The sequence below is a fragment of the Rhodoferax lithotrophicus genome, assembly GCF_019973615.1.
Lineage (GTDB): Bacteria > Pseudomonadota > Gammaproteobacteria > Burkholderiales > Burkholderiaceae_C > Rhodoferax > Rhodoferax lithotrophicus.
Window position 1 is genome coordinate 2094018 of the sequence record NZ_AP024238.1, and the last position, 14175, is coordinate 2108192.

The following is a 14175-nucleotide window of genomic DNA, read 5'->3' on the forward strand; positions in this document are numbered from 1 at the left end:
CTGAAAGCGAAATATCGATGGACATCACGGTGGAGTCTCTTGAAACACCTGCGCTCACCAAGGCGCAGTTGGCGGATTTGTTGTTCGAGAAAATAGGTTTGAACAAACGCGAGTCCAAAGACATGATTGACGCATTTTTTGACTTGATTGCGACCAGTCTGGTTGACGGCAATGATGTCAAGCTGACAGGATTTGGCAATTTCCAAATCCGAACCAAAGCACCCAGGCCTGGGCGTAACCCTCGAACTGGGGAAGCTATTCCAATTCAGGCTCGCCGCGTGGTGACGTTTCATGCCAGTCAGAAACTCAAAGAACAGATTCAAAATCAGAGTTCCAACACTTCTGTGAGCTTTTGATCAGAGTCAAGATGAATACAAGTTGTGAAAAAAGTTGCCTTTACAAAGTTGACTGGCTTAGCGTAACCTTCGAACCCTTTAGCTTAATTTGTTGACTTTTATGGAGAATCCGCTCCCCATTATTCCCGCCAAACGCTACTTCACTATTGGTGAAGTGGGCGATTTATGTGGGGTAAAACCGCATGTGCTTCGGTATTGGGAGCAGGAATTTACGCAACTTCGCCCGATGAAGCGGCGTGGGAATCGGCGTTATTACCAGCATCATGAAGTGTTGATGATTCGCCGGATTCGTGATTTGCTCTACGACCAAGGTTTTACCATCAGTGGGGCCCGTAACAAAATGCAGGAGTTATTGGAACAAGGGCGTGTACATCCATCTTCGGATGAGGTGTTTCTGTCTGGTGTTGAAGTGATTGAGATGAGTGAATCTATGGCTCAAGGTCTTGAGTCGATAGATGTCCTGAATGCGGCTGATGTGTCGTTGAACTCGTGGACACAGGTTCGTCGGGAACTACTGTCCATTCGTGATTTGCTTGCTGTCAAGAGCTAAAAACACCGAGTCTCGGGTTATAATTTATGTCTTCGGTGTGTGGCGCAGCCTGGTAGCGCACTTGCATGGGGTGCAAGGGGTCGAAGGTTCGAATCCTTTCACACCGACCAATAAAATTAAGGACTTAGCTTAGAAATGAGCTAAGTCCTTTTTCTTTGTCTCTGATTTTTTTGTTCTGGTTGCCGTTTCTCAAAAGCTGTGGTTGGATGGCTATGGACGATATTGGATTGGTGAGTGCATTTTTCTCGTAACTACTCAGCCCGAGTTTAGATAATCTGACTGGATTCAGGCGAAGCTGAGCTGTTGAGCCCTTGAATGCACTGACAAGGGACTCAAAAATATTACGCCCTTGCTTGTGCGTGGTGGCGCAATAGGAGTGGAAGATGCAGTAGTTCTGTGCACCTTGAGGTGTACGAAACCATTCGTCGCATCTAGCAATGGGTAGGTCAAAACCTTCGTTGAAAAATTTCTGAGATGCCCATCAAACAATCTGCTGTGTGTCTACTCTGTCACTGTTTGTAAGGGTGTGTATCACGCGTCAACGCAAGCATTTACACGCCGTTGTAGGTACAAGCCGGAACGAAATTCTGGCTCGCTTATGACAGTTGGAGCAAATGCAACTGTCGCTTCATGAGTGAGTTTTAACCATGTCAACCATTAAAAATCTGATCGCTACTGCTTTGTTTACCAGCGTTGCTGCTGTCTCGTTTGCCCAGGCTCCTGCAGCCCCCAAAGATGCAGTTCCGACCACCCCTGCTGCTATGAACGCACCAGCGGTCAAGGTGACCATCAAGCATACGGTTAAGAAAGTAGAAGAACCCAAGGCAAAAGACGCTGCTGCAGTCACACCGACAGACGCGGCTTCAAAACCAGCACACACGGCAAAGAAGGTGCATAAGGCTGCTTCCACGAAGAAAGCAGACAAGGCAGCACCTGCTGCTTCTGACACCAAATAAACAATTGGAGTTATGACTAATGGAGGGGCCGGTATTTACCGGCCCCTCCATTTTGCTCAAAAGTTGAAACAGCAAGCACGTCGTCAGATTAACGCAAGCACAGAGTTGCATGCTGCACTGCAACATGATCAAATCCATCGACACACAGCTAAGGCTTGAAGACCTGCTCGCAGATATGCACTTTGCGCGCAAACACGACCAACTTGGGCGACTGGCTTTGCTGGCTTATTGCGAGGTCAAAGGATGGGCACGCTGGGCGGGTAAATTAGATGTGGCTGACACGGCGTTGCGAATGTTCTCTGAGAACCCGTGCCTCAGCAAGGAGGAATTCCTTACCAACATTGACAAGCTGATTGCGTTATTGGCGTTGCACGAACACGAGTACCAGCGAACCAATGCGTGCTATGCCATGACGCAGATTCAACTACAAAGTGCATCAGTGGGTAGTTTAATCGGACACATCTCCAAACCATAAAAGACCTCATGGGGCGTGCGATAACCCAAGAACCACGAGGCTGTTGCGTGGTGTGTCTGGTAGCTGTGGCACTCGCCCGCTATACGGCTACCCCTTTTACATAACGGCGCATTGCCCTCAGTGCCCACCAGTCGCTGCGCTAAAGCTCCGCTTGGTGCCGGTCACCGCTGCGCGCCCTTCGGGTGAAGGCCACAGACGTTATGCAAAGTGGCCTTCGCTGGAGTCGGTTGCACAGCCGTCGGCGCGCCCTTTGCCCACCTGGGGGTGGCCAGCGGTGATGTAGGCCTGGGCAATGGTCAGCGCGGCCACCATCAGGACTTGGCGGTTGTTGCAGATTTCGGTGAGTGGGTCAAACGCGAACTCGCGTTTGAACGGCGTTTCAATCTGCGCATCCAGCCGCGCCAGCAATATCCTGCGGTGGGTGTCGCCCGTCAAAACGAGGTTGTTGCTCGACACCAGAAACAGGGCGTACCTGGTAGCTATTGCCCTGGGTTGATCACGTCGCGTGCTCCAAAAAATAGCTTCACCGGGCGGGTTTCTGGCAGCACGTAAACAATGCCGTTGGTTCCTGCAAAGGCTGCGCTGACCACATGCTGGAAAAAATCGGCGGGTACATTGATGCATCCATAGGAAATTCGGTTGTCCAGTGGTGTCGGGGTGGCCAGACGTTGGGCGCGACGTTCCTGAGCATTGCTAGTGATCACGGGGTGTAGAGAAATGGCTGCGTCATAATCCACCCATAGAATTTCCTTGTTATGTATATTGCGATCAAGAGACGCAACAAAACGCCCTGCCGGGGTGGTGCGTTCATCAGGTCGAATGGCAGAAAGTTTGCGGTCTCCAATGCCCGGAACTGAATGGTCTCCTATGGCCAGACCGAGCAAGGCCGGGGCAGCCCCACGCAGTCTTCCGTCTGGGTGGAACACAAAGACCTCGGCCTCTTTCTTGTCCAGAATGATGAATGGCAAACCGGCGTTGTCGTTTGTGTCAACCACCCAATTGGCAATCTGCCGGGCATCCGCTGAAGGACTTTCATGGTCGAACTGAGCCAATTTCAGTGGCTTGGGGGGCAAGGTGTTGCCCCCCTCGGCCTGGCAGTTGCTAGCACCGATGATCATCAACCCAATGCAAAGTCTTTTCACAATGTTGAATCGGGAAATGCCCACCTTGGAGTCACCCAAGCAGCCATTGCTGGTGTTATCAGTTGCGATCTTGCTTGCGTGTGCGCGTTGGAGCCACATCACTGACCAGTGGAGTCTGAACCGACACTATGACAGGTGGCACGACAGCAGGTGGAATGAACTGCGGAGGCGTGACAACTGGAGGAGGTACAACAATGGGTGGCACGATCACGGGTGGTGGAATGAACACTGGCGGAGGCGCGACGGGTGGGGTAACAATTACGGGAGGAACCACGTTAGGCGGGATCGTCACGGGCGGCGGGTTGACTGGAGGTACGACTACAGGAAGTTCCACGGCAGGAATGACTGTCAACACACCATTGACGTATTTGACGGTGTAGTTTCCCGGCACGTAAGTACCGGTTGCACCACTGGGTGTGATGACATAGGGGCTACCGGCAACCGGTGCAGTGGGAACAGTTCCTGGGCTGGTTTCGTTGACCGCCGTTACGGTGTCACCGTTGACCAAGCCGGTTGACGTGAACGCCGTAGTCGGCAGAACAATTGTCTGACCATAGGTCTTGGATGCATCGTTGGCTGTCACAGCTAAAGCAGCCGGAATGATGGTGAGTGCCCCATTGATGTACGCCACGGTGTAGTTGCTAGGTACATAGGTTCCGGTGGCTCCACTGGGGGTGATCACATAAGGGCTACCTGCTACAGGTGCAGTAGCAACCGTGCCGGGGCTGACCTCAGTGACAGCTGTTACGGTGTCACCGTTGACCAGACCGGTCGAGGTAAACGCCGTTGTTGGCAGCACGGTGGTTTGGCCATAGGTCTTGGACGCATCGTTGGCCGTTACAACCAAGGGTGCCGGAATGATGGTGAGTGCGCCATTGACGTAAGCCACGGTGTAGTTGCTGGGCACATAGGTTCCCGTAGCGCCGCTGGGCGTGATCACATAAGGGCTACCGGCCACAGGTGCGGTGGGTACGGTTCCAGGACTAACCTCCGTGACTGCCGTTACGGTGTCACCGTTGACCAGACCGGTCGAGGTAAACGCCGTAGTTGGCAACACCGTGGTTTGACCATAAGTTTTGGACGCATCGTTGGCTGTTACAACCAAGGGTGCCGGAATGATGGTGAGTGCGCCATTGACGTAAGCCACGGTGTAGTTGCTGGGCACATAGGTTCCCGTAGCGCCGCTGGGCGTGATCACATAAGGGCTACCGGCCACAGGTGCGGTGGGTACGGTTCCAGGACTAACCTCCGTGACTGCCGTTACGGTGTCACCGTTGACCAGACCGGTCGAGGTAAACGCCGTAGTTGGCAACACCGTGGTTTGACCATAAGTTTTGGACGCATCGTTGGCTGTTACAACCAAGGGTGCCGGAATGATGGTGAGTGCGCCATTGACGTAAGCCACGGTGTAGTTGCTGGGCACATAGGTTCCCGTAGCACCACTGGGTGTGATCACATAGGGGCTACCGGCAACCGGTGCAGTAGGCACTGTGCCGGGACTGACCTCGGTGACAGCCGTTACGGTGTCACCATTGACCAGACCGGTCGAGGTAAACGCCGTAGTTGGCAACACCGTGGTTTGGCCATAAGTTTTGGACGCATCGTTGGCCGTTACAACCAAGGGCGCAGGAATGATGGTGAGTGCGCCATTGATGTAAGCCACGGTGTAGTTGCTGGGCACAAACGTCCCGGTGGCACTGCTGGGCGTGATGACATAAGGGCTGCCGGCCACAGGTGCGGTGGGTACGGTTCCAGGACTGACCTCCGTGACTGCCGTTACCGTGTCACCATTAACCAATCCCGTTGACGTGAAAGCAGTGGGTGGCAGCACGATGGTTTGCCCATATGTCTTGGAGGCATCATTGGCTGTTACAACCAAGGGCGCAGGAATGATGGTGAGCGCGCCATTGATGTAAGCCACGGTGTAGTTGCTGGGCACATAGGTTCCCGTAGCGCCACTGGGCGTGATCACATAAGGGCTACCCGCGACAGCCGCCGTCGGCACGGTGCCAGGACTGACCTCGGTGACAGCCGTTACCGTGTCACCATTAACCAAGCCGGTCGAGGTAAACGCCGTAGTCGGCAGTACGGTGGTTTGCCCATAAGTCTTGGACGCATCATTGGCCGTCACGGTCAAGGGTGCGGGTGTCACGGTCAGGGCCCCATTGAGGTAGCTGATGGTGTAATTACTGGGCAGAAATGCCCCATTGGCAAGCGCTGCACTTGGGATGATCGGGTAAGTACTGCCCGCCACACTGGCCCCGGCGGCCGAGCCAGTGCTGGTCTCTGTCACGCTGAGCACAGTTTCTCCCGCAACGGGGGCGACCGGTGTGGTGAATGCACTGCTTGCTGGAGTGAAGGTTTGTCCATAGACCTTGCTGGCCGAGTCCGCCAGGATGCTCATCGGTCTTGGGGTGATCGCCGCGCTGGTTCTCTCAATGCCTGGAACACAGGACATCCACAAGGCGAACAAGCCCGCATCCACACCACCCAGGCTATAGCCGGTGTAGGTGATGCCGATGTTGGCAGCCACATCTTTGCTGTCGAACGTGGCTGTACCTGGAATCAGGGTCACCACACCGCCCAAACTTGGCGTGCCTTTGAGGGCCAATGTGGCGCTGGTGTTGCCGTCATAAACTTTGTTGACCCCTTGGGCGAACACCAGCATGTGCTGTGTCAGGAGTGCGGCACCAGTCCCGGTAAAGTTGCCTGAATAATCATGCGGGGTCGCGTAGGAAGTTGGTGTGTAGTCAACCACGACGGTGTTGGGGGCCGCCGAGGTGACGGTGTAGGTTATGCCGGGCGCAAAAGTCACCGTGCCCCCAACGCCGGCAACCCCGTTGCCACTGCCATCACTGCCAGCGCGCAACAAAACATTGCCGGAGGTTGTGGTCATATTGGCGTTGATATTGATGTCGCGACCACAGCAGGCAATAAAGTCGCCAGTGGTCGTCGTTGTGGCCGCATTCACATTGATATCGCGTCCGGCATTCGATGTAATGTTTCCGGTGGTGGTTGTAATGGCTGCATTCAAATTGACATCACGTCCAGCGATGGATGTCAGGCTTCCGGTTGTAGCGGTAATTGGGGCCTGGATGTTGACATCGTTAAAGGCGTTCAAGGTCAGCGTCGTCGCCGTCGAAGAAGCCGTCCAAGTGACCGCTTCGTTGACGTTGATGTTGCCTAGACCAGGAGTGCTTGAATAAAGTGTATTCACCGGCGGTGCTCCGGCTACCGTGGTGTCCACTCCGACTGCGGTATTGATGTTCACGCTGGTGGTTACCAGCAGGGCAGAAAGTGTTGTCCCTGCAATGTCGGCACCTGCCGCAACCGTAAAGTCAACCGGATCAATCAGCCAAGTACCCGCCGTGCCCTGTGCCGCTTGGGACGTGATGGTGACGTTGTCTGCGACCTTCACATGTGCCGCAGACGTTTCAATGAAGCCGCCGTTACCACCGTTGGGGGCGCTTGCATCAAGCCTGCCCCCCACATTCACAGTACCACTTTGCATACCGCCCATCAGCTTGATGCTGCCGCTTTTTCCTGTGACCAGCGTTTGGGCTTGAATCACCCCGGTGTTGTTCACCGCGTTGTTCAGCAGGCTGCCTGCCGCCTGGGTGGTCAACAAGACCTGCCCGCCGTCGGCGCGGATCAGTCCGCCGTTTTGCACCAGCGCGTTGACCGCACCCTCGTTCACGGCGATGTTGAGCAAGCCGTCACCGGCTACATCCAGCGTCATGGCGTTGCCTGCGGCCAATACCACGCTGCCGAGTTGTGCCGAAATGACCCCCTGGTTGCTGACGTTGGCTCCCAGCAGCGCCACATAGCCGCTATCGGCGTTAAGCGTGCCCTGGTTCAGCACCGCCCCCGTACCCGCTCCTAAAAACTGGTAGTTGCCAGCTAGAAAATCGCTGTTGGTAATGTTCAGGGTCGAGGCCAGCAAGCCGCCCACATTGACAGACGAACCCTTGCCAAACAAGACGCCATTGGGGTTGACCAGAAACACTTTGCCGTTGGCACTCAGCGTGCCAAAAATGCTGGACGGGTCAGCGCCCAGCACCCGGTTGAGTGCTACCGCTTGTGCATTGGGTTGTACAAACTGTACCGACTGGCCTTGCGCAATGTTGAAGCTCTGCCAGTTGATCACCGTATTTTGAGAGGTCTGGGTGATGGTGGTGTTGGCTGGCCCCGTGCTGATGCTGGCGCTGCCTGCGGCAACCATCCCGCCTACAGGCAAGGCCTGCACCTGGGTTGCAAACGACAGGGCCACAGACCAGGCCAGGGTTTGCAATGCAAAGCGGATGCCAGCGCCGCTGGCGGTGATGCCGTAAGACACTTTTTTGCCCTGGCAGCAGGCGTTTTCAGAGACGGCGACAAAAGTGCCGGTGCGGTCATTCCAGAGAGATCGGTAAGAGCAGTTCATGATGGGTTCCAAATGGGGTTGACGAAGGCAGCAGGAGAGATCAGGCGCAGGTGGCCTAGAAATACTTCACCGCTTGAATCCAGAAGCGCCCGTCGGCATCGGGTGCAGAGGTGGCGGCTTCGCTGCCTAACTTGAAGGCGTAATAGGCGCGTACCATGAAGTTGCCGGACTCGAACCAGTTCACCCCGATGCCAGCCCCACTCAGGCTGCGCGAGTTTGGCCCGGCAGACCACGGGTTTTTGTGAAGGATGATGCGTCCGGTGTCTACAAACCCGACCAGTTGCACCTGTCCTGGCATCCGTTCGCTGAGTTTGGGCAACAGCCAGCGTGCTTCCAGGTTCAAGACATAGCCTTCGTCGCCATAGGCTTCCCCTTCGGGGTAAGCCCGCACGCCATACATGCCACCGAGTTCCATTTTTTCGGAGACATCCAGGTTTTTCGATGCCAGCTGGCTATTGATGGCTGCCGACAAGGACACCGCATCGTTCACCCGTTGTTGGCGCGACAAGGTAGCGCCGAGTTTGTTGAAGTGGCCCTGACTCCGCGCAGTAACCGCATCAAGCGCCTGAACCGCTGGGGTTTGCAGGTCGATGTTGCCCGCCGACCAGGCCAGCGAATAGGCCGATAAGCCGCCGCCGCCTAGGTTGTCTCGCAGACTGCCGTTCATACTGGCGGTCAGCACCTGGGCTTTTTTGTCGGCCACGCTGGCGGTGGTGTCCACTATGTCCTGAAAGCGTTTGGCATCCAGCACCAGTGCGGCCGACAGGTTGGCGTTGCGCGTGCGTTCCAGCGGGTAGCTGCCGTAAAGGCTGGCGACCTCGGCCGTGCCATGGGCTTGCAGGGCGGCAAATTCTTGCCCCAGCTCATAACGCAGTGCGCTGTAGGCCACGCCTGCGGTGGCTTTGCCAAATTGCATCTGATAAGAACCACGCAGGTAGTTCAGCCCGGCACCGGAGGTGAGCGCCCGTAACGTGGCCACATCACCATGACTGAGTGGCTCATTGAAGTTGACGGTGGCCCCGATGCGGTTGGCCCCGGTGTAGCGGTTGCCAGCGTTGTCGGCATCGACACTGCCTGAGATGAACGGTCCTGGCTTGAGGTCAACGATCAAGTCAGAGGTGCCCAGTGTCGCACCCGGCACCAAGGTCGAGCTGACTTTGACACCGGGCAAGTCTGACAGCAGCAGCAAACGGTGCTCTAGCGGGGCGGTGGCCACGGTGTCACCACTCTGGAGGCCGCCCAGCAAGCGGTGCGCCAAAGCATCGGACACCCGGGTCTGGTTGTTCAGCGTCACCTGACCGTAGTGGCCTTCGATGATGGCCAGCGTCACCACGCCTTGGTTGATGTCCTGCGCTGGCAGATAGGCCTGGGCGACAAAGTAGCCGTTTTGCCGGTAGAAGCTGGTGATTTTGGCGGCCATGCCTTGCAGCTCAGCCAAACTCAGCAGGCTGCCAGGCACAAAGCCTGTTAGCGCAATCAAGCTGGCATCTGGAAAAATGGTGGCTCCAGTCAGTTCCAGACGATTAACCGTGATTTTTGCCGTGTCTGGTGCGGATTGCAGCGGTGGTGTACCCGCCCGGATCTCAATGGCCGGGGGGGCCGTAGGCGTGGTCGGTATGGGCGGGATTTGTTGCATCTGCCCACCCGCTCCCAGAGGGACCTGTGCAAAGACTGCCGGGCTCAAAACCAGCAGGGCTAGGGGAATCAGTTGGGAGTTGAACATGGTCTCTTTCGGTACAAGCTTGCGGTGCAAACTTTTCTAGAGGGCCATGTTGCGTGTTGGTCATTGCCAAGTCGGTGCGCTAGAGCACATTGGTGCTCTCGTTGAGTTGTATTGAGAACAAGGTGCTGCACACCTTGTTTGATGGAGTTAACTTGATTCTTGCCCCCCAAAAATGCAAAAACGGCACTTGAGACAAGTGCCGTTGAGTGCTATTCAATAGATAGCTGCTTACGCTTGTATTTAAAGCGCTATAGCCTATTTTCCTATAATTTATTGCAATCAGGACGGTGATTGATGCGTCAAGCCGACGCATAGCCCGGATTGGGCAACGCTCCCATGATTTTGGGGGCGTTGAGCTTGCGAGTAGACACCTTGCCACCACGTGCCTTGAGCCAGGTTTCCACCACATCCCACACCATCGGGTTGCCCGCAGATTTGGCTTCTTCGGCTACAGGGGCCCAGCCTGCCACTTTGTACTTTTTGTCGGCTTCAATCAGCTTGCCGTTCAAGCGCATGTCACCGATGCGTTTGCCCATGCCTTCAAGCGGGCTACAGCTGTAGGAGAGTCCGCCGACACGTACCATGTCGCCACCTTGCTGGTAGTAGGGGTCTGGGTTGAACAGGTTGTCGCACACGTCTTCCAGTACGGTTTTGATGGTGCTACCGGTCATCTCGGTCACTGTGGCGTAGGAATACGTGGTTGCGGTCATGTCCATCAGCCATTCGCGGGTGATGGCCTGACCTGGCAGCAGGGTTGTGCCCCAGCGGAAGCCCGGCGAGAAGGCCAGATCAGCCCCTTGCACCTCCATCAGCGCATCCACCAGCAACTGATCACCTGTACCGTTGAAGTTGCCGCGGCGGTACAGCGTACCTTCGGTCACAGCCAGTTTCTCGGCCAGTTTGGCTTCATAGGGTGCGCGAATTTTGGTGATGAGGGTGTCCATCTCCCGGTCGGCCGGCAACATGTTGGCAAACACCGGCAGCAGCTTGTAGCGGAAGTCAGTGACTTTTTTATCCTTGACTTCAAAGTCCAGTACACCCAGAAACTTCGAATTGGAGCCAGCGTTGGTGACCAGGGTTTTGCCACTCTTGTTGCTGATGACACTGGCCACTGGCATGCCGTCGTGGGTATGGCCGCCCATGATGGCATCAATGCCACTGACACGACTGGCCATTTTCAAGTCCACGTCCATACCGTTGTGGCTGATGACCACGACCACCTGGGCACCTTTGCCGCGGGCCTCGTCGACCATCTTCTGCATGTTTTCGTCCTGAATGCCAAAGGCCCAGTCGGCCACCATGTAGCGCGGGTTGGCAATCGGGGTGTAGGGGAAGGCTTGGCCAATAATGGCGCAGGGCACGCCATTGATTTCACGGATCACATAAGGCTGGAAAACCGGGTCACCGAAGTCATTGGTTTTGATGTTTTGTGCCACAAAGTCCACTTTGCCGGCAAAATCTTTTTCAATGATTTCCTTGACACGCTCCATGCCCAGGGTGAATTCCCAGTGGCCGGTCATCACGTCCACACCCAGTAATTTGCAGGCATCCACCATGTCCTGGCCGTTGGTCCACAGACTGGTGCCGGAGCCTTGCCAGGTGTCGCCGCCGTCGAGCAGCAAGGCACCCGGACGGCTGGCTTTCATGCGCTTGACCAGGGTCGCCAAGTGTGCAAAACCACCTACCTTGCCGTAACGTTTGGCGGCTTGTTCGTAGTTCAGATAGGTCAGGGCATGGGCTTCGGCCGTACCAGGGCGCACTTTGGAGACTTCGAGCAAATGCTCACCGACCAGATGTGGCAGATGGCCTTTCATGCTGCCAATGCCCAGATTGATGCTGGGCTCCCGGAAGTGGATGGGTTTGAGCTGCGCGTGGCAATCGGTCATGTGCAGAAACGACACATTGCCGAATGTGGGAATGTCATACAGGCCATTCGCGGCAGTGGCGATATCTGTCTGCGCGTAGGCACTGAGTCCCATGCCTGCCATGGTGCCAGCACCCAGCACTTGCATAAATTCACGTTTGGTCAAGTTCATTGTTTGGAGACGACTGCGTTAGGAAATGAAAAAGCCCGGGCAGGCCGGGCGACGAAACACGTAAGTGGATTACTGGTTGACCGGGGACTTGGGGTCCAGCAACAAGGCCATCAAGTCTTTGGCCTGGGCTTCTGTGATGATCCCATTGTGGACAGCACGCGGCATGACAGAGCAGGCGTTGTAAGCCTTGGCATTCCAGATCTTGCCCCAGGTGTACTCAATGATGGCTTTGGAGGCCGCACTGGTTGGATCCGCAATGACACCCCGTGTCTTGCCATAGCCGGTCAGGCTTGGGCCAATGGTGCCAAAGGAGATTTCTTTGGGATCGAGCTGATGGCAGTTGTAGCAATTACCACCACTGGGGGTTTTGGCATCGTCGGTGAAGGTCAAACCACGGCCACTCTGGGCCAGGGCTTCGCCCTTTTTCCAGTCACCCAGATAGTTGCCGTCAGCGGGCCACTTGATGGTTTTGAGTTGGGCGTTTTGGAGTGTATTTGCCAGATCACTGTCGATGGGCTTGCCTGCCACATCGGCCGCGCTGCAAGCCGTCAGGATGTCTTGAGGGTCAAGTACCGAGACTTTGACAATGCCTTGGTCACGGAATGAGCTTTTGACAATGGTTGCAGTCAGTTTGTCCAGTTCAGCCGAGCCAGGCATTGAGGCACATCCAGCGACGACAGCCGCAGCGATCAGGGAAAGGGCGATTTGATGTTGCTTTTTCATGCATTTCTCCTGGACTTGTTAGCGTTTGAGGGCCGGGGCAATGGACTTGGAGCCCTGGCTATTCACGCCCAGGTAGGTTCCCAGCGCGACCGTAACATCGCTGGCAAAACCCGGGTAGGGGAAGCGTTGCTGGCGGTAGCAGTCGTTCAGACGTTGTTGCATGCCCCACATTTGGCCGTTGGAGACGCGGTAGGCTGGCCAGGCGGCAAAGCCGACACCGTCACCTGGGTTTTTGGTCAGATTGGGCAGGTCTTGCAGGCGAATGCGCCAGTTATCGCCACTATGGCAGGAGGCGCATGAGAAGTCATGCGGACCGCCGCGTTGGAAAAACAGGCGCTTGCCAACCTCATAAGCGATTTGCTCTTGTGGGTGGGCCTGAGGCAGGTTGAAGGTCATGTCACGTGATTCACCCGCTATCCAGGTGGCCATAGCTGTGACGTTGTTTTGCTCGCCTTTGCCAAACGGTGTTTTGGCAATCTCTGCACTGTTGAAGCCTTGCAGGGCTTCCATGCAGGTAAGCAGGCGGGACTCCAGGTCTTGTACCTTGTTGGTGTCGGCAAAGTAACGTGGCAGGGTCACAAATGCACCTTTGATCACGCCAGGGCCCAGACCCAGATCACACTTTTCCAGTGAGGCCGCTTTCGGACCGCGCTTTTGTTTCCAGAGGTCTTCACCTTTGGCTTCAAACAGTTCGGCCGGGTTACCGTCGGCCAGCATGGCACGGTATTCCTCGATGGATTGGACGGCTGCAGATTTTTGGGCATGGACTGAGGCCATTGCCAAACTGCCCAAGACCAGCAATACCATTGTTTTGTTCATAACTTTTGTCTCCTCAATCAGTGATTTCATCGTGAAAAAAGAAGAGTGAGCTTTTTTCACTCTCTTTTTTCCACGGCCTCTACAGCTCAGGAAACCGTGGCTTCGTCGGTGCGGGTGTCACCCTTGGTGTCTTTCCAGGTGACGCTAATCTTGTCACCAGCCTTGGCATTCTTCACATTAAATTGCAGGAACGGGTTCTTGGATACAGCCGAACCCCAGTCTGCCGTGAGAACCACGGTGCCATTGAGGCTTGCACTGACTTCTGTGATGTGCATCGCGGGGATCAGCTTGCCAGCTGAATCCTTGCGTTGACCGGATTCCATTTCGTGGCTCATCAAGACACGTACGGTGGCTTTGCCACCCTCTGCTTTGGCGCGAATGCGCATAGGATCTGCCATTTTTAAACTCCTGTATTGATTCGATAAACGGGGATTGCCAGAACTTGGCTAGGTGGGGTCATGCGAGGTTTTAATCGGCTTAACCGCCGCAACCGCCCAAGGTGACTTTGACCTCTTTTTTGGCAAACAATGCTTTGCCATCGTTCATGATGGCAACGGCATAGACATCTGAAGACTGGCCCATTTTGGAGCGGGTGGCAAAGTTGGGCTCGACACTGTCCGTGACGTTGAATTGGGCGACCAGGGTGTTGGGGTTTTTCTCAACCAGGATCAGCATGTGTTTCACACCCGCCAGAGTCGTGCTGGTGGTCAACGGCACGACGGCACCGTTTTCCGCGATGTCTGGCCCGCCAATGGTGACATCCTTGCTTTCAACCGGGGCGCTGGCACCCAGGGCCTTGATCACATCCGCCACGGACTTGGCTTCAAAAGCAGACTTGTTATAGGCCTGCGCATATTGGGGGAACAGTCCAGTGGTGGCCAACAGGCCAGCCACCATGGCGCTGTGTTTAAGTGTTTCGCGACGAGTTTGCATTGAAATCTCCTTCTTTAAGTTCATGCTGAAAATGGACAC

Annotated in this window: 13 protein-coding genes and 1 tRNA gene; 5 read left to right on the top strand and 9 right to left on the bottom strand. The window is 55.5% G+C overall.

Annotated elements, in window-relative coordinates; all coding sequences use genetic code 11:
* The first annotated feature begins 17 nt into the window (after positions 1-17).
* From LDN84_RS09705 to LDN84_RS09725, 5 genes are all read left to right on the top strand, one after another.
* Complete coding sequence (locus LDN84_RS09705; RefSeq protein ID WP_223912900.1) at positions 18-356, top strand: integration host factor subunit alpha; 339 nt, start codon at positions 18-20, stop codon at positions 354-356.
* A gap of 100 nt (positions 357-456) precedes the next feature.
* On the top strand, positions 457-906 hold the full coding sequence (locus LDN84_RS09710; protein ID WP_223911795.1) for a MerR family transcriptional regulator: 450 nt from the start codon (positions 457-459) through the stop codon (positions 904-906).
* Between the two features lie 33 nt (positions 907-939).
* A tRNA-Pro gene (locus LDN84_RS09715) sits at positions 940-1016 on the top strand.
* A gap of 537 nt (positions 1017-1553) precedes the next feature.
* Complete coding sequence (locus tag LDN84_RS09720) at positions 1554-1862, top strand: hypothetical protein (RefSeq protein WP_223911798.1); 309 nt, start codon at positions 1554-1556, stop codon at positions 1860-1862.
* A gap of 124 nt (positions 1863-1986) precedes the next feature.
* Complete coding sequence (locus LDN84_RS09725; RefSeq protein ID WP_223911800.1) at positions 1987-2337, top strand: hypothetical protein; 351 nt, start codon at positions 1987-1989, stop codon at positions 2335-2337.
* Positions 2338-2535: 198 nt separating this feature from the next.
* Here the strand turns inward: LDN84_RS09725 and LDN84_RS09730 are convergent, their stop codons facing one another.
* The 9 genes from LDN84_RS09730 to soxY all read right to left on the bottom strand — a co-directional run bounded on the left by LDN84_RS09730 (position 2536) and on the right by soxY (position 14136).
* The gene (locus LDN84_RS09730) at positions 2536-2793 is read right to left on the bottom strand and encodes a hypothetical protein (RefSeq protein ID WP_223911802.1); all 258 of its coding nucleotides are present in this window, start codon (positions 2791-2793) and stop codon (positions 2536-2538) included.
* Positions 2794-2816: 23 nt separating this feature from the next.
* The gene (locus LDN84_RS09735) at positions 2817-3455 is read right to left on the bottom strand and encodes a hypothetical protein (RefSeq protein WP_223911804.1); all 639 of its coding nucleotides are present in this window, start codon (positions 3453-3455) and stop codon (positions 2817-2819) included.
* An 82-nt stretch (positions 3456-3537) separates the two neighbouring features.
* Positions 3538-7902: an MBG domain-containing protein gene (locus LDN84_RS09740; protein WP_223911806.1), complete on the bottom strand. Its 4365-nt coding sequence runs from the start codon at positions 7900-7902 to the stop codon at positions 3538-3540.
* Between the two features lie 55 nt (positions 7903-7957).
* Positions 7958-9625, bottom strand: a complete 1668-nt coding sequence (locus tag LDN84_RS09745) for a ShlB/FhaC/HecB family hemolysin secretion/activation protein (RefSeq protein WP_223911809.1) — start codon at positions 9623-9625, stop codon at positions 7958-7960.
* Positions 9626-9924: 299 nt separating this feature from the next.
* A complete protein-coding gene (gene soxB / locus LDN84_RS09750) occupies positions 9925-11661 on the bottom strand; it encodes a thiosulfohydrolase SoxB (protein WP_223911812.1) in 1737 nt (578 codons plus the stop codon).
* Between the two features lie 69 nt (positions 11662-11730).
* Entirely contained in the window at positions 11731-12384 is a 654-nt protein-coding gene (gene soxX / locus LDN84_RS09755; RefSeq protein ID WP_223911815.1) for a sulfur oxidation c-type cytochrome SoxX, read from the bottom strand.
* A gap of 18 nt (positions 12385-12402) precedes the next feature.
* Positions 12403-13203 carry a sulfur oxidation c-type cytochrome SoxA gene (gene soxA / locus LDN84_RS09760; protein ID WP_223911818.1) on the bottom strand — a complete coding sequence of 267 codons (801 nt, stop codon included), beginning with the start codon at positions 13201-13203 and terminating at the stop codon, positions 12403-12405.
* An 86-nt stretch (positions 13204-13289) separates the two neighbouring features.
* Positions 13290-13601 (bottom strand): thiosulfate oxidation carrier complex protein SoxZ, encoded by a 312-nt coding sequence (soxZ, locus tag LDN84_RS09765; RefSeq protein ID WP_223911821.1) that lies wholly within the window; start codon positions 13599-13601, stop codon positions 13290-13292.
* A gap of 79 nt (positions 13602-13680) precedes the next feature.
* The gene (gene soxY / locus LDN84_RS09770; protein WP_223911824.1) at positions 13681-14136 is read right to left on the bottom strand and encodes a thiosulfate oxidation carrier protein SoxY; all 456 of its coding nucleotides are present in this window, start codon (positions 14134-14136) and stop codon (positions 13681-13683) included.
* Between the last annotated feature and the right edge of the window lie 39 nt (positions 14137-14175).